Origin of the sequence: Janthinobacterium saanense (genome assembly GCF_014200675.1) — a bacterium.
GTDB lineage: Bacteria > Pseudomonadota > Gammaproteobacteria > Burkholderiales > Burkholderiaceae_D > Janthinobacterium.
The window spans coordinates 114,184-137,276 of record NZ_JACHCI010000004.1 but is presented as its reverse complement, the minus strand read 5'-3'; the positions used below and the strand labels follow the sequence as shown (position 1 = coordinate 137,276).

The window sequence follows — 23,093 nt, the reverse complement described above, 5'->3', positions numbered from 1 at the left end:
CGTTTCCCATACTCATCAAATTACCAGCGCTTGTCAATCGGCATGTCCAACAAAGGTTTCAATTTTTCGGCGATCACTTCGCGCGCGCGAAAAATCCGGCTGCGCACAGTACCGATGGGACAAGCCATGATTTCCGATATCTCTTCGTAGCTCAGCCCCTCGATTTCGCGCAGCACGATGGCGGTACGCAACTCGATCGGCAAAACATCCATGGCCGCGTTGACGGTGGCGGCAATCTGCTTGCTGGCCAGCACGGATTCGGGTGTATTGTTATCGCGCAAGCGGTGTCCATCATCGAAGGACTCGGCCTGCTCTGCATCGGTATCGCTCGAGGTGGGCGTACGCCGCCCTTGGGTGACGAGATAATTCTTGGCCGTATTGATGCCAATTCTATACAGCCAGGTATAAAAGGCGGCGTCGCCACGAAAATGTCGCAGCGCCCGGTAAGCCTTGATAAACGTTTCCTGCACCACATCTTCAGCCTCCGCCGTATCATGTACCAGGCGCGACACAAGACGCATCAGCCGACGCTGATACTTGGATACCAACACATCAAATGCACGCTTGTCACCGGCTTGCACCCGCTCGACCAGCAATTGGTCACTCTCACGCTCTGTCCTCACGCCCGATGCCCCTGGTAGCATGCAAGGCGGGCACTGATATGGATATAGAGTTGGCCCGCTGCAAGAAGTTCAGTGTTCGCCCCACTTATTTCTCCCTCCCCCGCGCCGCGATGCTGCGGCATGCCACTGCCAATGGGCGAAATACATGACAGGAAGACGCCCCCTGCTGCACCAGCACGCTGAGCACCCGCCCCTCGCCATCGCCCAGGCGCAGCAGCAGCCAGCCCGGCCATAAGGTCGAGGCCGGCAGCAGCCGCAGCACCGCCCGCCTCTGCTCCAGCGCCTGTCGCTGTTCCTGCCACTGCGCCTGCCGCTGCTCCTGCCCCTGCTTCTGCCCCTGTTCCGCTGCGCCATCGCGCGCATCCAGACCCACGCCATGCTCCAGATATACCGTCAGGCGCAGCTGGCCAACCGGCGAAATATCAAGCGTCTGCGGCTTTGTGCGCCGGCACGACAAGGCCAGCAAAAACAGGCCGCCACATGCGCTGAGCACGGCTGCAGGCCAGCCCAAGGCGTAGCCCCCAGCCAGCCCCGGCGCATGCGCAATCGGCCAAACGCCGGACAAGGGCCAGGCCGCCAGCAGCGCGCAACTGCCCAGACAAGCTTGTAACAGGCGCAAACCAACAGGCGTGCGAATGACAGCCGAGACAGCAATAGACATTTCAATAACTCAAAGGGAAAAATCAGGCGCGCCGACAACATGCCGGGCAAATTCAACCGCCAACGAGTGTTGGCGGCGAATCAGCGCTCACCATGGTTTGACCATGATGAGCGCTAAAAAGTTCAGACTTGGTGCAGGCTTATTTTGCTCTGCCGAAGACCAGCGAGCCATTCGTTCCGCCGAAGCCGAACGAATTCTTGACTGCATAGTCGATCTTCATTTCACGTGCCGTGTTGGCACAGAAATCGAGATCGCAAGCCGGATCCTGGTTGAAGATGTTGATGGTAGGAGGCGACACCTGGTGGTGTATTGCCAGTACCGTAAACACTGCTTCCAGACCGCCAGCGCCACCCAGCAAATGGCCCGTCATCGACTTGGTCGAGTTGACGACCAGATTCTTGGCATGGTCGCCGAAGGTACGCTTGATGCCCATCACTTCAGCCATGTCACCTTGCGGTGTCGATGTGCCGTGCGCGTTCAGGTAATTTACCTGATCCGGGTTCACGCCTGCATTTTTCAATGCTGCGATCACCGATTTGCTGCCGCCGCTACCATCTTCCAGCGGCGAGGTCATGTGATAAGCATCTGCGCTCATCCCGAAACCGTGCAGTTCCGCATAGATCGTGGCGCCACGGGCAAGCGCGTGCTCATACTCTTCCAGCACCATCACGCCAGCGCCTTCACCGAGCACGAAACCGTCACGGTCCTTGTCCCACGGACGCGAAGCCGTTGCCGGATCGTCGTTGCGGGTCGACAGAGCGCGTGCCGAGGCGAAACCGCCCAAGCCCAGCGGCGACACGGTCGATTCCGCACCGCCAGCGATCATCACGTCAGCATCGCCATATTCGATCAAACGCGCCGCCGCACCGATACAATGCAAACCGGTGGTGCAGGCGGTGACGATGGCCAGATTAGGGCCACGCATGCCGTATTTGATCGACAGGTCGCCGGAGATCATGTTGATGATCGAGGCTGGCACGAAAAATGGCGAAATGCGGCGTGGGCCGCGCTTGTCATATTCAGCCTTGGTTTCTTCGATCAGCGGCAAGCCGCCAATGCCGGAACCGATGATCACGCCGATACGGTCAGCGTTCTCTTCGGTGACGGCGATCCCGGAATCGGCAATCGCCTGGATGCCGGCTGCCATGCCGTAATGGATAAAGGTATCCATATGGCGGGCTTCCTTGCCGGAGATGTAGTCTTCGATATTGAAACCTTTGACTTCACCGGCAAAGTGGGTGCTGAATGGCAGTGCATCGAACTTGGTGATCGTGGCGATACCGGATTTGCCCTCGACGATGGCACTCCACGCGTCGGCAATAGTATTGCCGACAGGTGAAATGCAGCCCAGGCCGGTAACGACGACACGACGGTTTTTAGATCCGCTCAAGCGATTCTCCTGAAATCGGTCAGACAGACTTAGGCCTTGACGTGCTTGGTGGCGTAGTCGATCGCCTGTTGCACGGTGGTGATTTTTTCTGCTTGTTCGTCAGGGATTTCCATTTCGAATTCATCTTCCAGGGCCATCACCAGTTCCACGGTGTCCAGGGAATCAGCGCCGAGGTCGTCGACGAAGGAGGATTCGATTTTGATGTCTGCTTCTGCAACGCCCAGTTGCTCAGCGACGATTTTCTTAACGCGTTGTTCGATATCCGACATGTTATGGCTCCAAAGTGTGTGTTACGGAAAGTGCGCGCATTTTATCAGGTTTGCGCGTCCGAATACTAATTTCGGTGTCTGCTGCTAATTCAACCGAAGCTGCTGCTAAAAGATGCGATTATAGACAAAAACGGCCGTTGAATCATGCCACAAACGGCCGTCGTGTCTAGCGCTCACATCAATTCATGTACATCCCGCCATTTACGTGCAGGGTTGTACCGGTAATATAAGCCGCTTGCGGCGAGGCCAGGAAGGCCACGGCGGCCGCCACATCTTCAGGCTTGCCCAGGCGCGACAGCGGAATTTGCGTCAACAGGGCCGCATGCTGCTCTTCGCTCAGCGCCTTGGTCATATCCGTGTCGATAAAGCCGGGGGCGATGCAATTGACCGTGATGTTACGGCTGCCGATCTCGCGCGCCAGGGCGCGGCTCATGCCTTCCACGCCAGCCTTGGCCGCCGCGTAATTCATCTGACCCGGATTGCCCGACGAGGCAACTACCGAAGTGATATTAATGATACGCCCAGTTTTCGCTTTCATCATCCCGCGCAGCACGGCGCGCGACAAGCGGCCAACGGCGCTCAGGTTGGTGGTGATGACGTTGTCCCACTCCTCATCCTTCATGCGCATGGCCAGCTGGTCTTGCGTAATGCCCGCATTATTGACCAGCACGGACAGGCTGCCATAGGTCTTTTGCACTTCATCGACCACCGCTGCGCAGCGTGCCGCATCGGTCACATTCAATACCAGGCCCTTGCCGGCCACGCCAGCATCCGCCAGGTATTGGGTGATCGCCTGCGCGCCTGCTTCGGAAGTGGCGGTACCGACCACGGTAGCGCCCTGCTTGCCCAGTTCGGTGGCGATGGCGCGGCCGATGCCACGCGAAGCACCCGTCACCAGCACCACTTGATTTGCTAAATTCATGAGTATCCTTTATCTGTATTAATTGATCTGCGTCAAAATGCGTTCCAGCGACGCCTGATCGACAATCGCGTCGCCCACCAGTACCGGATCGATACGCTTGGCTAGGCCCATCAAGACCTTGCCCGGACCGCACTCGATCACCTGGGTGATGCCATCGGCAGCCACTTTCTGCATGGTTTCCACCCAGCGCACGGGGCTGGCAGCCTGGCGCACCAGCGCATCCTTGATGCCGTCCACGTCATTGACGATGGCCACATCGACGTTATTGATCAGGGCGATTTGCGGCGCCGAGAAGTTCAAGCCAGCCATGTATTCGCGCAAACGGTCCGACGCCGGCTTCAGCAGCGAGGAGTGGAATGGCGCCGACACCGGCAATTTCATGGCGCGCTTGGCGCCCTTGGCCTTGGCCAGTTCGCAGGCGCGCTCGACCGCAGCCGTATGGCCGGCGATCACCACTTGCGCAGGTGCATTGAAGTTGACGGGTTCGACCACCAGGGCCGGGTTTTCTGCCGCCGCTGCCGCGCAGACGGCACGCACGTCGTCATCGGACAAGCCCAGCACGACAGCCATCGTGCCCTGGCCGACCGGCACGGCTTCCTGCATGGCTTGCGCGCGGAAACGCACCAGCGGCACGGCATCCTTGAAGGCGATCACGCCAGCGGCGACCAGCGCCGAATATTCACCCAGGCTATGGCCGGCAACCACCGTCGGCAGCTTGCCGCCGGCAGCTTGCCAGGCCCGATAAAACGCCACGGCAGCCGTCAGCATCACCGGCTGGGTGTTGGTGGTCAGGTCCAGTTCTTCTTTCGGACCTTCGGCGATCAGCTTGCCCAGGTCAAATTGCAGGGCTTCGGACGCTTCGGCCACGGTTTGAGCCACCACCGGGTTGCCAGCGAAACCATCGAGCATCGCAATCGCTTGCGAGCCTTGACCAGGGAAAACAAATGCAAATTGTGTCATGGTGACTCCGTTTGATTTTTTCTATATTCGAGTTGCAGTAACTTGAGACTTTTAGCCCACAAGCAAAGGCTGGGGTACGTCCCTGCGGGATCGGAATGCACCCCATTGGAGTGCATCCCCCCCATCGGGGTCGGACCCCGAAGTCAGCCTTCGGTTATCACATTTTTGCCAGGACTGCGCCCCAGGTGAAACCGCCGCCCACGCCTTCCATCATGACGTTGTCGCCTTTTTTCACGCGGCCATCGCGCACGGCCAGGTCCAGCGCCAGCGGGATCGATGCGGCCGAGGTATTGCCATGCTGGTCAACCGTGACGACCATTTTTTCCGGCGGCAAGCCGAGTTTCTTGGCGGTGCTGTTCATGATGCGGATATTGGCCTGATGCGGGATCAGCCAGTCGATCTGGTCTGGCGTCATATTGGCGTGCGCCAACGCTTCATGCGCGACTTTTTCCAGCACGGAAACGGCCAGCTTGAACACGGCCGGGCCATCCATGTAGAGGAAGGCGCTGCCCGCCAGGGCGCCGCCAGCCAGGCTGCCCGGCACGCTGAGGATGTCCGAGTGACGGCCATCGGCATGCAATTTGGTGGCCAGGATGCCTGGCTCGCTGGATGCCGTCATGACGATGGCGCCAGCGCCGTCGCCAAACAGCACGCAAGTGCCGCGGTCTTCAAAGTTGAGGATGCGCGAAAACACTTCGGCGCCGATCACCAGCACGTTCTTGTGCATGCCCGACTGGATGAAACTGTCGGCCGTGGCCACCGCATAGACGAAGCCGCTGCATACGGCTTGCACATCAACCGCGGCGCAATTATTGGTAATGCCCAGCTTGTTTTGCACGATGCAGGCGGTGCTGGGGAAGCTGCCGAAAAAGTCGGGCGTCGAGCTGGCGACGATAATCAGGTCCAGCTCGTTCGCGTCCAGACCCGCCATTTCCAGGGCCTTTTTGGCCGCTTCCACGCCCAGGTCCGAAGAATTTTGCGTCGGCGCCGCATAGTGGCGCGCGGAAATACCGCTGCGCGACACGATCCACTCATCCGAGGTCTCGATACCCTTGGCGGCGAGCTGTTCGGTCAAATCATGATTCGTTACGCGCTTCTCTGGCAGATAGCTGCCGGTACCGATAATTTTGCTGTAAATTCTGCTAAAGGTAGTCATGCGTACCCATCCACTAAATGCTAGAGCTTGTTGATTGAGGTTCTTCCGATGCTGGCAGGCGCGGCATCAGCTCGGCGATCATGCTGGCCAGATGCGCTTGCACATCATTTTTTGCCGCATCAAAGGCGCGGCGCAAGGCCCATTCAAACGAATAGGCATCGGCGCCGCCATGGCTTTTGAATACCAGGCCACGCAGGCCCAGCAGGCTGGCGCCATTGAAACGCGAGGGATTCAAACGGTTGCTGATGGCGCTCAAGGCGCTGCGCGCGATGAAGGCGCCCAGCATGGTCATCGGATTACGCTTGAATTCGGACGTCAGCACCATTTTGACGTAGCGCGCCAGGCCTTCGATGGCTTTCAAGGTCACATTGCCGACAAAGCCGTCGCAGACGACGATATCGGTAGTGCCTTTAAAAATATCGTTGCCTTCCACGTTGCCGTGGAAATTGAGCGCACCGCGCTCATGGTCGGCTTGCAGCAATTTGGCGGTGAGTTTCACCACTTCATTGCCCTTGATATCTTCCGTGCCCACGTTCAGCAAGCCGATCGTGGGGCGTGCGATACCTTCCATGGCCGACACCAGCACCGAACCCATGATGGCGAACTGGTGCAAATGATGCGGCTCGCAATCGACGTTGGCGCCCAGGTCCAGCATATACGTCGGGCCGTTCTTTTGATTTGGCAAGATGCTGCAGATGGCCGGGCGGTCGACGCCCGACATGGTTTTCAATACATAGCGCGATACGGCCATCAGGGCGCCGGTATTGCCGGCCGAAACGCAGGCTTGCGCCACGCCGTTCTTGACCTGCTCTATGGCCACGCGCATGGAGGAATCCTTCTTGCGGCGCAGGGCCACTTCAAGCGGATCGTCCATGGTAACTTGTTCGGATGCATGCAATACCGTCAGGCGCGGATGCGACTCGGCTTTGTGCTTTTTGAGTTCGGCGCGGATCACGTCTTCCAATCCCACCAGGATCAGTTCAGCATCAGGCTCGTGTTTTACAAAGGAAATTGCTGCGGGGATAGTGACTGAGGGCCCATGATCTCCGCCCATGCAGTCGATAGAAATTTTGATTGTCATTTTTTTTGATTCAGTACCGCTGCGGGCTTGCGGCAAGATGTCAATCGGACTGGCGTATATGCAGGGCGCATAATGTCATGCACAGACTGAGTCAGCTTGATTCAAAATGACGGTGTGCAAGATGAATTGCAGCCGAGAAAAAGAAAAAGCGGTGCCACGCCGAATAACCACGCAACACCGCTTTCATCTTACCCAACAAAACGTCGATTACTCGTCGTTTTTGGTCTTCAGCACTTTACGGCCACGATAGAAGCCGTTAGGGCTGATATGGTGACGCATGTGTGTTTCGCCGGTAACTGGCTCGACGCTCAATTGCGGCGCGACCAGGAAGTCGTGCGAACGGTGCATGCCGCGCTTGGAAGGGGTTTTCTTGTTCTGTTGAACTGCCATGATGACTCCTAATACATAAGTTCTAAAATTTTAGCACAATCGATTAGCAAATACATGCGAATCGAGTATCCCAGCGGCAAAGACTATCCTAAAACAGGCTTTACCGACATCGTTTATTACATGCTACGTTTCACTACACATTGCCATACTCGATTACTACACGCGTTTGACACGTTCTTTACACACTACTTATTCTGGCTTCAAGTCTTTCAAGGCGGCAAATGGCGACTTCTTTTCCGTCTTGAGAGCGTCTAGCTGCTCGGTACTCGGGCAGACTTCATGTTTGGGTACTTGCGGCAGGGCCAGCAAGGCTTCATCTTCGATCAGGGCCATGGCATCCATGCTGCGGCTGCCGACGATCACATCAATCGATTCATCGCCGATGATTTCTTCGATCTCGTCTGCATGCTCGTCATCCTTGCCGAGCATCAAAACAGTCGAAGAAGCGATGTCATACGCATACGGAGTCAGGCAGCGCTGGCATACCAGCTGAACGGTGCCGTTGACCGACAAGGTCAGTTGCGGGTAGCCCAGCTTGCTGGTGCCGCCGACGATCTTCCAGGCAATGTTGCCGGAAGTATCTGCACAATCCTTGGTCAACCGGGTCATTTCAGCGACAGGAGTAACACCCTCGCGGCTCCCGCTGATACGACAAAAATCAAAGGCGTCGATCACAAAAGCATTCATTGGTAGAAAATTTCCCCGGAAAACCTGCGATAATAACAGGGTTTTTAGCGCCGAGTCAAAGGCTAAGCATCTTTTTTGATGCTTTTATTGGCATATTTATCAACTTATACGTCATGCCGTTTTGAGCCGCCATCCGGGCTCTGCGCTGCGGGAGCTCCTTGAAACCCCGCTGACACCGACTATCACGGCCAGACAGGCCGCCATCAGCCACCGAATGATACCAACTTCTGCCCCATTGCGCTTGATACTTGCATCGAGCTCTGTCTACCGCAAGCAATTATTATCGCGTTTGCGCCTGCCTTTCGAGGTGGCCGTGCCCGATCTCGATGAACGGCCCTTGCCCGGCGAAAGCCCCAGCGCCACCGCCCTGCGCCTGGCCCAGGCCAAGGCGCAAGCCGTGCTCGACCGCTTTCCCGGCAGCCTGGTGATAGGCTCAGACCAGGTCGCCACCCTCGATGGCGCACAAATCGGCAAGCCCGGCAACCACGCCAAGGCCCTGCTGCAGCTGCAGACCATGCGCGGACGGCAAACCATTTTCCATACGGCGCTGTGCCTGCTCGACGGCCGCCATGCCGCACCGGTGGTCCAGGTGGAAGATATCCAGACCCTGGTCACCGTGCGCGACCTGCCGGACGCCGAGCTGGACGCCTATCTGCGCATCGAGCAGCCATATGACTGCGCCGGCAGCGCCAAGAATGAGGGACTCGGCATCGCCTTGCTCGAACGCATAGACAGCACCGACCCGACCGCCCTCACCGGCCTGCCGCTGATCGCCCTGACTGGCATGCTGCGCAAGGCTGGCGTGGCGTTTTTCACCAATTGATTTTTAGCAACTCATTACCTCAGACAAGAACAACCATGAGCACTCGCGGCACCCTGTATTTGATCCCCAACCACCTGGGCCTGTCCGACACCGCTGCCGATGGCGCGGCAGACGCGCTGGCGCACATCATTCCCGAGCAGGTGCGCCAGATCACCTCGCAACTCGATTATTTCGTCGCGGAAAACGCCAAGACGGCGCGCGCCTTCCTGAAATTGATCGGCGCCAAGCATCCGCTGGCCAAGCCACTGCAGGAAATCACCATTTCCGAGCTGAACATCAATACCCCGGCGCAAGCACTGGCCGGCTTGCTGGCGCCGCTGCTGGCCGGACGCGATGCGGGACTGGTGTCGGAAGCGGGCGTGCCGGCCGTGGCCGACCCTGGCGCCGACCTGGTGCGCCTGGCCCACCAGCACGGCATCAAGGTGCGCCCGCTGGTAGGTCCATCGTCGATCCTGCTGGCGGTGATGGCCAGCGGCTTGAATGGCCAGAGTTTTGCCTTCAACGGCTATCTGCCGACAGACGCCGCCCTGCGCAGCAAGCGCATCAAGGAGCTGGAAAGCCGTTCGCGCACCGAAAAGCAAACCCAGCTGTTCATCGAAACGCCGTACCGCAACGCCGCCATGCTGGAAGCGCTGGTAGCCCAATGCGCACCATCGACCCTGCTGTGCGTGGCTACCGACCTGAGCATGGAAACGGAAAGCATACAAACCTTGAACGCCGGACAATGGAAGAAACAATTGGCAGCCGGCAAAACGCCTGACTTCCACAAGAAACCGACCGTGTTCCTGCTGCTGGGACAGTAATCAAGGCAGGACGTCAATGGCTGGCGTGCAGTGAAATATCCTGCACATAGCTGTTGACCCACTCATAGGCCGACACCTGTATCGTATTCAGGTCGTCTTGCGACAAATGCAATTCATCCAGCATGGCGCGCGTGGCGGGGCCGTCATCGGCTTGCTCCACCTGCTCCACCAGCGCCAGCATATGGCCCAGCTCGCCATGGCGGAATAGCAGCGCGTCGCTGACCCGGCCATGCACGCGCACACTGCTGACCACCTCGCTCATCTGCATGGAAAACAGCGCATCCATCAGCGACATGATGCCCACCGTAAAGCCGATATCGGCGTATTGATGCTGGCCGGGACGCAATTTTTCCGTCATCAATTCCAGCTGCTTGCCGCGCGTGGTGGCCAGTTGCAGCAAGGGCGAGGCGAACGGAGCGCCTGAGCCCGGTTTGACGTACAGCAGGATTTGCAGCCAGCGCTGCAACTGGCGCCGCCCCAGCAGCATCAGGGCCTGGCCCAGCGTATCGATGCGGGCGCCCGCGCTGACAGCCGGCGTATTGACCAGACGCAACAGATTCAGGCTGATGATCGCGTCATGCTGGATGCAGCGTTCGATGTCGCGGTGATCGGCATCGCTCTGCACCATTTCCAGCAAGCGCAGGATGGTCAGTTCGGAGGGCGACATTTTCTTGCCGGTGAGTATCACCGGGCGGGCAAAATAATAACCCTGGAAAAAATCAAAGCCCAGGGCCAGGCATTGCTCGAACTGCGCCACCGTTTCGACTTTTTCAGCCAGCAATTTTTTGCGCGATAAAGCCAGCGTGGGCACCAGCCCGCCCAGCGCATCGGGAGACAACTGGGCAATATCGACCTTGATGACATCGATCAGGGGCAGCAACTGCTGCACATCGCTGGACTCCCCCACCACATCATCGAGCGCGAAGCGAAAGCCCGCCTGGCGCAACTGGCTGATGCGCGCCAGCAATTCAGGCGTGACGCGCACGGTTTCCAGTATTTCAAGCACCACGCGGTGATGGGGCAGGAAACGGATGAAATCGCTCATCAGCGCCACGGCATCGACATTGATAAACGCCAGTTGCAAGCCTACCACCTGTTCCATGCCCAGTTCGGCGGCATGCGCGATCACGGTGGCAGTGGCTTCCACGTCATCACTGACGACGGCCGTCTGTTGCTGGCCCGTGCTGCGGAACAGCAATTCATACGCCACCAGGCGCTGTTCACGGTTCAAAATGGGTTGGCGAGCGAGGAAAAAATCGTGCGGGGACGAGGCGGAAGATGCAGCAGATGCGGCAGATGGCAGCGGAGTAATCATGTTCATGACAAGCCCAAGCACACGACGGGGCCGCGTGCAGGCTGCGGCAAGGCCAGGCATCGGACGCTCCGGCGCCTGACAGCAGTATAGGCCATCTATTTTTTATGCGGCGTTCTGCAGCGCAACATAAATCGGCCCGCCAGCATGGCGCCAGGGGCCGTTCAGCAATCAAGCGATACTTAAACGCGGCGCGTGCCCGTATTCCTGATGCCGCCCTTGCCCGTTTCCAGTACAAATTTGGCGCCATCGTCGCGGCCCAGCACCTTGACCAGGTAAGGCATGACTTCGCGCAACATCGGCTCCAGCGTGTACGGCGGGTTCAAAATGAACATGCCGCTGCTGTGCAGGCCGAAACCGTCTGGCGATGGGGTATTGACGGTCAGGGTCACATGCAGCCATTCGGTGGCTGGCAACTGCTTGAGCTTGTCGGCGAACTGGCGCGATTCCATGCGCTGCAGCACCGGATACCAGACGGCGTAGATGCCCGACGGGAAACGCACCAGCGCATCAGCCAAGGTGTCCTTGACCTTGCGGTAGTCCATCTTGTCTTCATACGGCGGATCGATCAGCACCAGCGCGCGGCGCGACGGCGGCGGCAGCAAGGCTTTCAGGCTCTGGAAACCATCGGCCTTGGTGATCAGCACGCGCTTGCCGCGCACGCTCGAACGCACGCCCTGCTCGGCGGCATGCGCCTCGACCTTGCGGAAGTTGTCCGCCAGGATCTTGGCGTCCGCCGGATGCAGCTCGAACAAACGCAAACGGTCTTGCTCGCGCGCCACCTGGTCGGCGCAATATGGCGAACCCGGGTAGTAGCGCATCTTGCCGCTTGGATTCATTTCCTTGATCAGATTCAAGTACTCGGCCAGCGAGGCAGGCAGGTCCGTACGGTCCCACAGCGGGGCAATCCCCGTTTCATATTCCGCATTTTTCGAGGCATAACCGCCGTCGAGCGCATACACGCCCGCGCCGGAATGGGTATCGATATAACTGTAGGCAGTATCTTTTTGATTCAAATACTGCAACAACTGTATTTGTACATAATGCTTCAACACATCGGCGTGATTACCCGCGTGAAAGGCGTGGCGGTAACTCAACATAAGCTGGCTAATTCCATAAAGAGGGTCAAGGTGGGGCTGTGCTTGCAGGGAACAGACTGGAAGGAGCAGACTGCCGGCCGGGAAACCACGCAGGCTGATGTTAGCAGCGGGCAGATTCAGCACATAATTAACAGCATTATCCACTAGAAACCGCTGTTATATCAAAAAACACGGTAGATAGGCCAGCAGCGGCCTGATGCATTAAGCAAGGACTGCCGCCGCCGGGCGCGGTAGAATACGCCCATTCGGCGCCTTTGCCGGCATTTGAACAAGACATGCATAGCCTGACCCTCACTACCGACAACCGTGGCGACATTGCGGCAACCCTGGCCAGTTCACACTGGACGGTGGCCTGCCTGTGCGCGCAATGGTGCGGCACTTGTGGCACTTACCGGACTACTTTCGAGGAACTGGCAGCGCGCCATCCCGACAAGACTTTCGTCTGGATCGATATCGAAGACCAGGCCGAGGTGGTGGGCGACCTCGATATCGAAAACTTCCCCACCCTGCTGATACAGCACGAAGACAACGTCGCCTTCTTTGGCACGGTGCTGCCCGACGGCGCCCTGGCGCACCGCATGGTGCAGGCGCAGGCAGCACTGAGCGCCGAAGAGCTGGCGGCGCTGTCGCACAGCAGCGCTGAGCGGCGCAACTGGCAAACTGAAAGCAATCTGCGCACCTTGCTGGCGGCAGCACTGGCTTAAAGCACTAACTTAACCTTCCAGCCAGCGCTCCAGCAAGTCTTGCGCCAGCACCGGCTGGCTATACCAATAGCCCTGCGCCAGCTTGCAGCCATGACGCAGCAGGAAGGCGGCCTGTTCCTGGGTTTCCACGCCTTCCGCGATCACCGACAAGTGCATGCTCTTGCCCAGCTGAATGATGGCAATCGCGATGGCTTCGTCATTCGGGTCGGTCGAGATATCCTTGATGAAGGAGCGGTCTATCTTCAGGGTTTGCACCGGCAGTTGCTTCAAATAGGCCAGTGAGGAATAACCGGTGCCGAAATCGTCGATGGCCAGGCCCACGCCGATGGCGTGCAAGTCGTTGATGAAACCGAGCGCGTCGCCCGTATTCATGATCACCGATTCCGTCACTTCCAGCTGCAGCCGCTGCGGCTCCAGCCCGGTTTCAGCCAGGATGTCGGCCACCATGCTGGCGATGCTGCCCCGCTCGAACTGCTTCACGGACAGGTTGACCGCCATCTTCGGCACGCGCAAGCCTTGCGCCTGCCAGCGCATCATCTGGCGGCACGCTTCGTCCAGCACCCATTTGCCCAGCTGATTGATGAAACCGCTGTCTTCGGCCAGCGGAATGAAACGGGCCGGCGGCACCAGGCCCAGCTCCGGGTGATTCCAGCGCACCAGCGCCTCGACGCCGACCAAACGGCCCGTATCGATTTCCACCTGTGGCTGGTAGTTCAGGAAAATCTCGTGCTTTTCAATCGAGCGGCGCAAGAAGGTTTCCAGGCGCAAACGCTCCACGCCCTCGCCCGTCATCGATGGCGCATAAAAACGGTAGCCATTGCGCCCGCGCGCCTTGGCCTGGTACATGGCCACGTCGGCATTGCGTATCAGCATATTCAAGTCCAGCGCATCGTCCGGGTACAGGCTGATGCCCACGCTGCAGGTAACGAACAATTCGTGATCGGCCACCGTGAACGGCTGCTCGAACACGGTCATCAGTTTTTCCGCCACCTGGGTTGCGCCATACTGGCCGTCGATACGTTCGAGCAAGACAATGAATTCATCGCCGCCCAGGCGCGCCAGGGTATCGCCCTCGCGCAGCCGCGCCGACAACTGGCAGGCGACTTTCTGCAGCAATTCGTCGCCGATATGGTGGCCCAGGGTGTCGTTGACGTTTTTAAAACGGTCGAGGTCGATGAACAGGATCGCCAGCTGCTCCTGGTCGCGCGCGGCGCGCTGCAGCGCGTGATGCAAGCGGTCGTGGAACAGCAAGCGGTTCGGCAAGGCCGTCAGCGGGTCGTGGTGCGCCAGATGGTCGAGCTTTTCCTGCGCCTGCTTGACCAGGGTGATGTCGCTGAAGACGCCCACATAATGCGTGGTGACGGCATTGGTGTCGCGCACGGCGCTGATGGTCAGCCATTCCAGGTAAATTTCACCATTCTTGCGCCGGTTCCAGATCTCGCCGCGCCAGAAACCGCAGGCGGCCAGCGCATTCCACAGCGCCTGGTAAAAGACCTCGTCATGGCGTTCGGAACGCGTCAGCGAAGAAGGCTGGCCCAGTGCTTCGGCCTCGGCATAACCGGTGATCTGGGTGAACGCGGGATTGACGGCAACGATCACGCCGTCCGCATCGACCACCATCACGCCATCGGCGATGTGTTCCAGCACGGTGGCAGATAAACGCAGCTTTTCCTCGGCTTCCTTGCGCGCCGTGATATCGGCATACACCCAGATGCTGCCTTCGTTGGGACGGTGCGGGTCGAGCGCGCAGCCGCTGACCATGGCCCAGAAATAGCTGCCATCGCGGCGCTGGTAGTGGCGCTCTTCGCTGAAGTCGCCGCCTTGCGCCAGGATGCGGTACTGGCGCTCGCCTGCCGCCTCAAATTCATATGGCGAGGGGAAGACGATGGCGGTCGAGCAGCCGGCCATCTCGCCACTGGCATAACCGAACAATTCCTCGCAACGGCGGTTCAGCGAAACGATGCGGCGGTGGCGCACGAACATCACGCCAAACATCACATTGTCGAGGATCGCGCTCTGCTCCGTCAGCAGCGCCTCGATGCGCATCTCGTGGTGCTTGCGCTGGCTGATGTCGGTAATGATGCCGTCGACCCAGATCACGCCCTGCTCATCGATTTGTGGCTGGCCATGCTCGGACACCCAGCGCTCGGCGCCGGAGGCATTGAGGATGCGGTATTCCAGCTCGTAGGGCTGCATCCCGGCCACCGCTTCACGCACAGCGTGGCGGTGCTTGCGGCGCTCTTCAGGGCAGATCAGGTCCACCCAGGCATGCGTGGTGCCGCGCATGAACTGCACTGCCGTATAGCCGGCGATATCAACGATGGCCTCGCTGACGAAATCGATGGCGCTGTCAGGGCGGTAACGGAAGACGGCGCCCGGCACCTGCGTGACGATGGTGCGGAAGCGTTCTTCGCGCTGGCCCACGTCTTCGAACAACTGGCGGATGGCGGCACGCATGCGTTCGAGCTGGTCGGTCAGGCGACCCAGTTCATCGTTGCTGCCCGATTCCAGACGGGTATCGAAATCGCCATGCGACAGGCGGTCGGAAAAACGCATCAGCCGGCGCAGCGGCTTGAGCAGGCGCCGGTTCAAGAACAGCACGATCAGCGCCATCGACACGGCCAGCTGCGCGCCCAGCACGAAAATATAGGAGACCTGCTTTTCGCGCAGCTCCTGCTGGCTGCGCGCATCGTCCATTTCGACGATGACATGGCCGATGCGCTCGCCATGCACGAGAATATCGCGCTCGGCCCGGTACAGATTGCCGACCGGGCGCTGCGGCGCCTGCATGCGCATGAATTCCCCATCCGCCTGCCCCAGCACCGTCACTTGCAGCACGGCGCGGTCGCGCATCACCGATTCCACCAGCGAATGGGCCGACTCGGCATTCATATTCCACAACGATTCCTGCATGCCCAGCGCCAGGATATCGGCATTGCGCTGCAAGGCTTCATTCAGGCTGGTGTGCGCCGACTGGCGTTCGTGCACGCCGACCAGCAGATAACTGCCGATGATGGCGGGAATGACGAGGCCGCCAAACACCACCAGCAGCAAGGCGCCATAAATTGAGGATACGGACATGGTCGAGGCCGACATGGACGGCAGCGACGCGCCATGCAAGGCGCCCAGGCGGGTACGCAAACGGCGATACGAAGAGTTAACCATGCAGGCACGGAACAGAAAAGATCATGCGGGCGATCATCGAACTTTATAGGGGAGTCAGCGAACAGTGGTGAGAAGAAACTTTTTCAAAAGCAATTATGCATGGAAAAAGTGCAGGAAGTCACCAATAAACACGCTCGGCAAGGCAGTCCATGTCGTCCAGGCCGCTTGAAAAACCACAAGCCAGCAGAAAAGTGCGCGGCTTGCTATCATCGCGCCACTTTACCAAGAGGAACTACCATGACCTTCTCCATTTATTCCGCATCCATCCCCGTCTTCAAACAAATCCTGGGCAGCCTGTCGGCCATCCTCGACAAGGCTGAAACGCACGTGCAGGACAAGAAAATCGACCCGAACGCCCTGCTGCACTTCCGTTTGTTCCCGGACATGCTGCCTTTCGTGCGCCAGATCCAGATCGCCACCGACTTCGCCAAGGGCGCCGGCGCGCGCCTGGCCGGCGTGGCCGTGCCGCCGTATGAAGATAGCGAACAAAGCTTCGCCGAACTGAAAGCGCGCATCGCGAAAACCATCGCCTTCCTGGAAAGCCTGCCACAAACCGACATCGACGGCAGCGAAACGCGCGCCATCACCACCGGCAGCGGCGAAAAGACCAAGCACTTCACGGGCCAGACCTATCTATTCCACTACGCCCTGCCACACTTCTTCTTCCACGCCACCACCGCATACGACATCCTGCGCCATAACGGCATCGAAGTGGGCAAGAAAGATTTTATCGGTAGTTATTAATTAGCTTAACTCAGCTAAGCCAGCGGACAGCATCAAAATGCTGGCTCAGTCACAGGAGCAACGGTGCCTCTAGAAACCGTAGCGAGCAAGCTCAATGCCGGGTTGAGTAGCGCAGCTGTATGTCAATACAGCGAGCAACGGATGCCCGGAAGTGAGCTGCGCAGTAGGTTTATAGAGGTACCATCAATTACGGCGCGGGTAGCCTTGTGAAAGGATCCGCACCCACACGACTTCTTTCTCTTCCGCCGTCATCGACACCCAGTGGGCGACTTCCGAGACGGTGCGGCCGCAGCCGCGGCAGATTTCGTCGAAAGTAGTCGAGCAGACGGCCACGCAGGGTGTGTCGGGCCGCAGCGGCAGATCATCGGCCATCGTGCGCCACCTTCGGTATACCGAGTTTTTCCCAGCCGTCGAGACCGAGCTTTTCCAAGGTCGCGATATTCTTGTCGAAAATTTCCGATGCTTCCGGGAATGCTTCCACCGCGCGTTCGATGCTGTCTTCGCGCAGCAGGTGCAAGGTCGGATACGGCGAGCGGTTGGTGTAGTTGCTGATGTCGTCTTCAAACGTTTCGGCAAATTGATAATCCGGATGGAAACTGGCTACTTGCAGCTCGCCTTCCAGGTGCATGTCTTCCACGGCCGCGTCGGCCACGTCGAGAAATTCGTTGTAATCGAGGAAATCGTTCAGCGCGTACGGGTGGATCAGCAGGGTCGTGTCGATCTGCTCCGGGTCCGTATCGGCCAGGGTTTGCAGCTCGTCCATCAGCATCGCCAGCAAATCCTCGGGATTGCTGGAATCACATACCACGTAGCGTATCTGTTTCTTGACGTGCACGGCCTTGGCGAACGGGCACAGGTTCAGGCCGATGACGGCCTTTTCCATCCAGGCGACGGTGTTGGCGATGATCAGGGCATGGTCGTCGTCGTGACGCGGCGGGGTATTCATCATTAATGCTTTCCTAATAACATGAGCGGCGACATAGCCGCCCAAAGCCAAATTGTACGCACTGTGGACACTCTTTGCGCATTGTCATACTTCAGGGCCGCCCCGCTTGCGCCAGGGCGTGACCCGGCTATGCTGGAACGACGGCCAAACGGGGGAATCGGCAAATTTTATAGTAGTCATTGCACTATTAACGAAGGGAAAATTACGTAAAATTAATCCTTTTCCTGTCATCACGCTGACATAATTCTTGACTCCGGCATGTGGATATACGTACACTCGCTTCTTAATTCTTGGTCAGTCCGATGTTTCTTCGACGACAACAATGGAACACTATGCACGAAAACTCCTTAAAACCTACCGTCCTGGTGGTGTTGGCACTGGCGCTTGCGCCGGCCCTCAGCCAGGCGTATGAAGCCGGTGTTGAGAGCGATAACGCGCCAGTCGCCGCCACCAACCCCGCACTGATACCGATGACTTCCCAAGTCACGGCGAAACTCCCCACACTCGACAACCGCCTGCAAAAGACCGACAAGCTGATGAAGAATCTCAGCGACAGTTCCGATCCGCTGCGCGAAGCCGACGTCTGGGGCCGTATCCGCAGCGGTTATGCGATTCCCGACATTAACAATCAGTTGGTGACCAACCACGTCAACTGGTACGCCACCCGCCCTGACTATATCGCCCGCACCACGGCGCGTGCCTCGCGCTACATCTTCCACGTGGTGCAGGAACTGGAAAAACGCGGCATGCCGACCGAACTGGCCTTGCTGCCATTCATCGAATCGGCCTTCAATCCGCAAGCGTTTTCCAGCGCCAACGCAGCCGGCATGTGGCAATTCGTGCCCGCCACCGGGCGCGATTTCAACCTCAAGCAAAACATGTTCAAGGACGAGCGCCGCGGCATCCTGGCCTCGACCGATGCGGCGCTGACGTATCTGCAGCGCCTGTATGACATGTTCGGCGACTGGCAACTGGCCCTGGCCGCGTATAACTGGGGCGAAGGCTCGGTGCAGCGCGCCATCAAGAAAAACCAGGCACTGGGCAAACCAACCGACTTTGAAAGCCTGTCTGACCTGATGCCGGCCGAGACGCGCAACTACGTGCCCAAGCTGCAAGCCGTAAAAAACATCATCGCCAACCCGGCCCAGTATGGCATCACGCTGCCGGTGGTCGAGAACCAGCCCTACTTCACGGCGGTCGACAAGACCAGCGATATCGACGTTACCGTGGCGGCGCAGCTGGCCGAACTGTCAATGGACGAGTTCAAGGCCTTGAATCCTGAATTCAACCGCCCCGTCATTATCGGCAGTGAAAAAACCAAGATCTTGCTGCCACAGGAAAACGCGGCCAAGTTCACCACCAACCTGGCGCAATGGGGCCATGCCCTGTCAAGCTGGACCACGCACAAAATCCTCAGCGCGCGCGAACGGATTGAAACGCTGGCGTCGAAGTTTGGCACTACGGCCGATGTGCTGCGCAAGGCAAACAATATCCCGCAGAACACACGCTTGCGCGCCGGCTCCACCATCCTCGTGCCCAAAACGGCAGCCACGATGAATATGGACATCACCCAGGAAATCGCCGACAACGCCACCATGCTGCTGGAAGCGGACCGGCCCGAGCGTGCCAGCAGGAATGTGCGCCACGCCAAGGGCAGCAAAGGCGGCAAGGCACAGTCCGGGCCTATTTCGCTGGTCAAACCACGCATACAGCGTGGCGCCCACAACCGCAAGGCGCACCACTGAGTATCGCTTGATCAGCACGATCATGCCCGCAACACGCCACCGGCCGCCACAGCTTAGCTGTCGCGGCCGGTTGTACTTCCACACACCTACCTACAGCCTCGCCAACACTACCGAACAGGAGTCGCCATGGCCTTCTTGCAAGGAAAAAAGATCCTCATCACGGGCTTGCTATCGAACCGCTCGATCGCCTATGGCATCGCCAGGGCGTGCCACCGCGAAGGCGCCAGCCTGGCGTTTACTTATGTCGGCGAGCGCTTCAGGGAGCGCATCACCGAATTTGCGGCAGAGTTCGGCAGTGAGCTGGTGTTCGACTGCGATGTCAGCAGCGATGCGCAGATCGCCGCCGTGTTTCACGATCTGGCGCGTCACTGGGAACAATTGGACGGCCTGGTGCACGCCATCGGTTTTGCCCCGCGCGAGGCGATTGCCGGCGACTTCCTCGACGGCCTGTCGCGCGAAAGTTTCCATATCGCGCATGACATTTCCGCCTACAGCTTCCCCGCCATGACCAAGGCCGCCCTGCCAATGCTGCATCCCGGCGCCGCCGTCCTGACCCTGACCTACCTGGGCGCCCAACGCGCCGTCCCCTATTACAACACCATGGGCCTGGCCAAGGCCTCGCTCGAAGCCTCGGTGCGCTACCTGGCCGTATCGCTGGGCCCCAGAGGCATCCGCGCGAATGGCATTTCAGCGGGGCCCATCAAGACCCTGGCCGCCTCCGGCATCAAGGATTTCAGCAAACTGCTGGGCTTTGTAGCCGAGCACGCCCCCTTGCGGCGCAACGTCACCATCGAGGAAGTGGGCAACACGGCCGCCTTTTTACTATCCGACCTGGCCTCGGGCATCACGGGTGAAATCACCTATGTCGACGGCGGCTTTTCGCAAGTCATGGCCGTCAACCCGGAAGTAGACTGAGGCGGTGACAAACGAGATTCTTCGGTTGTCACTTGACAACCGAAGAATCTCTTCCTACACTGGAGACATCGCATGACGCGCTCCTCACATCCCAAGAAAGAAGTTGAAGCGGCGCTGCGCCACGCGGAAGACGAAGGCTGGCGCGTGCAAGTCGGTGGCAGCCATGCCTGGGGCAAGATTTACTGCCCCTACAATGATGACGGCTGCCGCTGCGGTGAATTTTGTATCGCCTGCATCTGGAGTACGCCCAGGAACCCCGGCAATCACGCACGCGCGATCCGCCGGGTGGTCGACAACTGCACACTGCAAAAACTGATGCACGACCTCATGCAACGCACATCAAAAGGATAGCCGCCATGGAATACATCTTCACCCTCAAATACCGCCTGCCCGATAGCGAACACGATCTCGACGCGCTGGCCGGGCGCCTGGGCCACGCTGCTTGCGACGACGCCTTGATCGGCATCGGGCAGCCCGGCCGCCTGGCACTGGAATTTACGCGCGAAGCTGCCAACGCACAAGAAGCACTGCTGAGCGCCCTGGCCGACGTGAAAGCCGTCGTGCCCGATGCCATGCTGGTGGAAGCGGCGCCCGACTTCGTGGGGCTGACCGATGTGGCGCAAGTGCTGGGGCTGAGCCGGCAAAACATGCACAAGCTGATGAACAGGCACCGCCACAGCTTTCCCGCTCCCGTGCATGAAGGCAGCGCCACGATCTGGCATTTGGCGCCCGTGTTGTCATGGCTGCATGGCAAGGGTAATTATCAGCTGGAACACAGCCTGATCGAACTGGCGCAGGCGACCATGCAAATCAATCTGGCCAGGGAAGTGGCCACGGCCGCGCCCCTGCCGCCCGATCTGGTCGCCCTGTTCAGTTGACATAGTTGCCACCGAATAAATACCGGTATCGGCCGCGCTTCCTGATGATGTCAGGGGCGAGTGTGGCAGGACTTTCCTTTCGCCACATTTAAGCAGTGCAAAACCGCTGAAAATACGGTATAGTGTCGTTTGTGCGCTGCAATATGCTTTCGCGAAATGAAAGCAACACCGCAGCAACATCGAATACCAAACTTAGCAGCTTCGCAAGCCTTAGCGCATCCACAGGATGCCGCTTATAAAGCCCTCCCGCCTTGTGTGTCGCCCTTGACACCGTCCCGGCGCAAAGCTTTTGTGCCGAAATTTCTTTTTAGTTGAGTCATTTCGTTTTGGTTGGCGTTGCTATTTTGCGTTCTGCTTTTTGCAAGAACGCTGATTTTTACGAAAGAAAAGAATGACATTTGAATCCTTAGGCCTGCATCCGTCCCTCCTCGCCGCTCTGACCGAATCGGGCTACACCGCGCCAACCGCGGTACAGTCGCAAGCGATTCCTGCCGCGATCGAAGGCCGTGACTTGCTGGTCTCGTCGCAAACCGGTTCGGGCAAGACCGCAGCATTCATGCTGCCGTCGCTGCACAAACTGGCCAGCGCCGAACAAAGCGCCGCCGGCAAGACGCCTAACCAGGAAATGCAGGCATCGCGCGCCCGTGGCGAGCGTCCACGCTTCAAGGCTGCCCAGCCAAAAATGCTGGTGTTGACCCCGACCCGCGAACTGGCACTGCAAGTCACCACCAATACCGACAAGTACAGCACCGGCATCCGCCGCATCAAGGCTGTGTCGATCCTGGGTGGCATGCCTTACCCTAAACAAATGCAATTGCTGGCCAAGAACCCGGAAATCCTGGTGGCGACGCCTGGCCGTTTGATCGACCACATGGAATCGGGCAAGATCGACTTCTCGCAACTGGAAATCCTGGTGCTGGATGAAGCTGACCGCATGCTGGACATGGGTTTCATCGACGACATCGAAAAAATCGTTGAAGCGACGCCTGAAGGCCGTCAAACCATGCTGTTCTCGGCAACGCTGGACGGCGTGGTTGGTAACATGGCCCGCCGCATCACGAAAAACCCGCTGGTGATCCAGGTTGCCAGCTCGAGCAACAAGCATGAAAACATCACCCAGCGCGTGCACTTCGTGGACGATCTGTCGCACAAGAATCGCTTGCTGGACCATCTGCTGCGCGACGAAACGCTGGATCAAGCTGTTGTGTTCACCGCCACCAAGCGTGACGCCGACACCATCGCTGACCGTCTGAACATCGCTGGTTTCTCGGCTGCTGCCTTGCACGGCGACATGCATCAGGGAGCGCGTAACCGCACCCTGGACGGCATGCGCCGCGGCCAGGTCAAAGTGCTGGTAGCTACCGACGTTGCCGCACGCGGCATCGACGTACCGACCATCACCCACGTGTTCAACTACGATCTGCCAAAGTTCCCGGAAGACTACGTCCACCGCATCGGCCGTACCGGCCGCGCTGGCCGCAATGGCCTGGCCATCTCGCTGGTGAACCACGCTGAAGGCATGAACGTCAAGCGCATCGAACGCTTCACCAAGCAATTGATCCCGGTCAATGTCATCGAAGGTTTTGAGCCGAAGAAAACCGCCTCGGCACCACGTTCGAGCGCGCGTCCAGGCGGCTGGAAACCAGGCGACAACCGTGGCGGTGCAAAGCCAGGCCAACGCACGTTCAGCAAGCCAGGCGCACCACGCAAAGAAGGCGCACCGAGCAGCGGCGGCGGCTACAAGGGTTCCAACCCGCGCAGCACCGACGGCGCACGCCGCAGCTACGGCGACCGTTAATCATCGATTAACGTAAAGTCT

General features: G+C 58.9%; 24 protein-coding genes. 9 read left to right on the top strand and 15 right to left on the bottom strand.

Annotated features, from left to right (window positions below; translation table 11 throughout):
- Positions 1–20: 20 nt before the first annotated feature.
- From rpoE to HDE72_RS07665, 10 genes are all read right to left on the bottom strand, one after another.
- Complete coding sequence (gene rpoE / locus HDE72_RS07710) at positions 21–644, bottom strand: RNA polymerase sigma factor RpoE (protein ID WP_183738583.1); 624 nt, start codon at positions 642–644, stop codon at positions 21–23.
- A 64-nt stretch (positions 645–708) separates the two neighbouring features.
- Positions 709–1,284 (bottom strand): hypothetical protein, encoded by a 576-nt coding sequence (locus tag HDE72_RS07705; protein ID WP_183738582.1) that lies wholly within the window; start codon positions 1,282–1,284, stop codon positions 709–711.
- A gap of 139 nt (positions 1,285–1,423) precedes the next feature.
- The gene (gene fabF / locus HDE72_RS07700) at positions 1,424–2,674 is read right to left on the bottom strand and encodes a beta-ketoacyl-ACP synthase II (RefSeq protein ID WP_183738580.1); all 1,251 of its coding nucleotides are present in this window, start codon (positions 2,672–2,674) and stop codon (positions 1,424–1,426) included.
- Between the two features lie 29 nt (positions 2,675–2,703).
- Positions 2,704–2,943 carry an acyl carrier protein gene (gene acpP, locus HDE72_RS07695; protein ID WP_183676215.1) on the bottom strand — a complete coding sequence of 80 codons (240 nt, stop codon included), beginning with the start codon at positions 2,941–2,943 and terminating at the stop codon, positions 2,704–2,706.
- Positions 2,944–3,121: 178 nt separating this feature from the next.
- The gene (fabG, locus tag HDE72_RS07690) at positions 3,122–3,865 is read right to left on the bottom strand and encodes a 3-oxoacyl-ACP reductase FabG (RefSeq protein ID WP_183738579.1); all 744 of its coding nucleotides are present in this window, start codon (positions 3,863–3,865) and stop codon (positions 3,122–3,124) included.
- Positions 3,866–3,883: 18 nt separating this feature from the next.
- Positions 3,884–4,825, bottom strand: a complete 942-nt coding sequence (gene fabD, locus HDE72_RS07685; RefSeq protein WP_183738577.1) for an ACP S-malonyltransferase — start codon at positions 4,823–4,825, stop codon at positions 3,884–3,886.
- Between the two features lie 157 nt (positions 4,826–4,982).
- Positions 4,983–5,981 carry a beta-ketoacyl-ACP synthase III gene (locus tag HDE72_RS07680; RefSeq protein WP_183738575.1) on the bottom strand — a complete coding sequence of 333 codons (999 nt, stop codon included), beginning with the start codon at positions 5,979–5,981 and terminating at the stop codon, positions 4,983–4,985.
- Between the two features lie 13 nt (positions 5,982–5,994).
- The gene (plsX, locus tag HDE72_RS07675; RefSeq protein WP_183738573.1) at positions 5,995–7,062 is read right to left on the bottom strand and encodes a phosphate acyltransferase PlsX; all 1,068 of its coding nucleotides are present in this window, start codon (positions 7,060–7,062) and stop codon (positions 5,995–5,997) included.
- 207 nt (positions 7,063–7,269) lie between these two features.
- On the bottom strand, positions 7,270–7,452 hold the full coding sequence (gene rpmF, locus HDE72_RS07670) for a 50S ribosomal protein L32 (protein ID WP_034749653.1): 183 nt from the start codon (positions 7,450–7,452) through the stop codon (positions 7,270–7,272).
- Positions 7,453–7,641: 189 nt separating this feature from the next.
- Positions 7,642–8,139 (bottom strand): YceD family protein, encoded by a 498-nt coding sequence (locus tag HDE72_RS07665; RefSeq protein ID WP_183738571.1) that lies wholly within the window; start codon positions 8,137–8,139, stop codon positions 7,642–7,644.
- A 214-nt stretch (positions 8,140–8,353) separates the two neighbouring features.
- Between HDE72_RS07665 and HDE72_RS07660 the strand changes: the two genes are divergently transcribed.
- On the top strand, positions 8,354–8,962 hold the full coding sequence (locus tag HDE72_RS07660; RefSeq protein WP_183738570.1) for a Maf-like protein: 609 nt from the start codon (positions 8,354–8,356) through the stop codon (positions 8,960–8,962).
- Positions 8,963–8,997: 35 nt separating this feature from the next.
- The gene (locus HDE72_RS07655; protein WP_183738568.1) at positions 8,998–9,765 is read left to right on the top strand and encodes an SAM-dependent methyltransferase; all 768 of its coding nucleotides are present in this window, start codon (positions 8,998–9,000) and stop codon (positions 9,763–9,765) included.
- Between the two features lie 13 nt (positions 9,766–9,778).
- On the opposite strand, the gene HDE72_RS07650 is transcribed toward HDE72_RS07655, so the two are convergent.
- Positions 9,779–11,086: an EAL and HDOD domain-containing protein gene (locus HDE72_RS07650; protein WP_311735220.1), complete on the bottom strand. Its 1,308-nt coding sequence runs from the start codon at positions 11,084–11,086 to the stop codon at positions 9,779–9,781.
- 173 nt (positions 11,087–11,259) lie between these two features.
- Complete coding sequence (locus HDE72_RS07645) at positions 11,260–12,177, bottom strand: 23S rRNA (adenine(2030)-N(6))-methyltransferase RlmJ (protein WP_183738566.1); 918 nt, start codon at positions 12,175–12,177, stop codon at positions 11,260–11,262.
- 275 nt (positions 12,178–12,452) lie between these two features.
- Between HDE72_RS07645 and HDE72_RS07640 the strand changes: the two genes are divergently transcribed.
- A complete protein-coding gene (locus HDE72_RS07640; RefSeq protein WP_183738564.1) occupies positions 12,453–12,881 on the top strand; it encodes a thioredoxin family protein in 429 nt (142 codons plus the stop codon).
- 9 nt (positions 12,882–12,890) lie between these two features.
- Here HDE72_RS07640 and HDE72_RS07635 read toward each other — a convergent pair whose 3' ends face one another.
- Positions 12,891–16,046: a bifunctional diguanylate cyclase/phosphodiesterase gene (locus HDE72_RS07635; protein WP_183738562.1), complete on the bottom strand. Its 3,156-nt coding sequence runs from the start codon at positions 16,044–16,046 to the stop codon at positions 12,891–12,893.
- 237 nt (positions 16,047–16,283) lie between these two features.
- On the opposite strand from HDE72_RS07635, the gene HDE72_RS07630 reads away from it, so the two are divergent.
- Positions 16,284–16,790, top strand: coding sequence for a DUF1993 domain-containing protein (locus tag HDE72_RS07630; RefSeq protein WP_183738560.1), 507 nt, complete (start codon positions 16,284–16,286; stop codon positions 16,788–16,790).
- A gap of 183 nt (positions 16,791–16,973) precedes the next feature.
- Here HDE72_RS07630 and HDE72_RS07625 read toward each other — a convergent pair whose 3' ends face one another.
- Complete coding sequence (locus tag HDE72_RS07625; protein ID WP_183738558.1) at positions 16,974–17,162, bottom strand: DUF1289 domain-containing protein; 189 nt, start codon at positions 17,160–17,162, stop codon at positions 16,974–16,976.
- On the bottom strand, positions 17,152–17,736 hold the full coding sequence (locus HDE72_RS07620; RefSeq protein ID WP_183739242.1) for a DUF1415 domain-containing protein: 585 nt from the start codon (positions 17,734–17,736) through the stop codon (positions 17,152–17,154). Before HDE72_RS07620 ends, HDE72_RS07625 begins: the two co-directional genes overlap by 11 nt.
- Before the next feature lie 332 nt (positions 17,737–18,068).
- Here HDE72_RS07620 and HDE72_RS07615 point away from each other — a divergent pair, with 332 nt between their 5' ends.
- The 5 genes from HDE72_RS07615 (at position 18,069) to HDE72_RS07595 (ending at position 23,072) form a co-directional block, all read left to right on the top strand.
- The gene (locus tag HDE72_RS07615; RefSeq protein ID WP_183738556.1) at positions 18,069–19,481 is read left to right on the top strand and encodes a transglycosylase SLT domain-containing protein; all 1,413 of its coding nucleotides are present in this window, start codon (positions 18,069–18,071) and stop codon (positions 19,479–19,481) included.
- Between the two features lie 126 nt (positions 19,482–19,607).
- Positions 19,608–20,396: an enoyl-ACP reductase FabI gene (fabI, locus tag HDE72_RS07610; protein ID WP_183738554.1), complete on the top strand. Its 789-nt coding sequence runs from the start codon at positions 19,608–19,610 to the stop codon at positions 20,394–20,396.
- Between the two features lie 72 nt (positions 20,397–20,468).
- Positions 20,469–20,747 (top strand): hypothetical protein, encoded by a 279-nt coding sequence (locus tag HDE72_RS07605; RefSeq protein ID WP_183738552.1) that lies wholly within the window; start codon positions 20,469–20,471, stop codon positions 20,745–20,747.
- A gap of 5 nt (positions 20,748–20,752) precedes the next feature.
- Positions 20,753–21,274 carry a helix-turn-helix transcriptional regulator gene (locus HDE72_RS07600; protein WP_183738550.1) on the top strand — a complete coding sequence of 174 codons (522 nt, stop codon included), beginning with the start codon at positions 20,753–20,755 and terminating at the stop codon, positions 21,272–21,274.
- 391 nt (positions 21,275–21,665) lie between these two features.
- On the top strand, positions 21,666–23,072 hold the full coding sequence (locus HDE72_RS07595) for a DEAD/DEAH box helicase (RefSeq protein ID WP_183738548.1): 1,407 nt from the start codon (positions 21,666–21,668) through the stop codon (positions 23,070–23,072).
- Positions 23,073–23,093 lie beyond the last annotated feature (21 nt).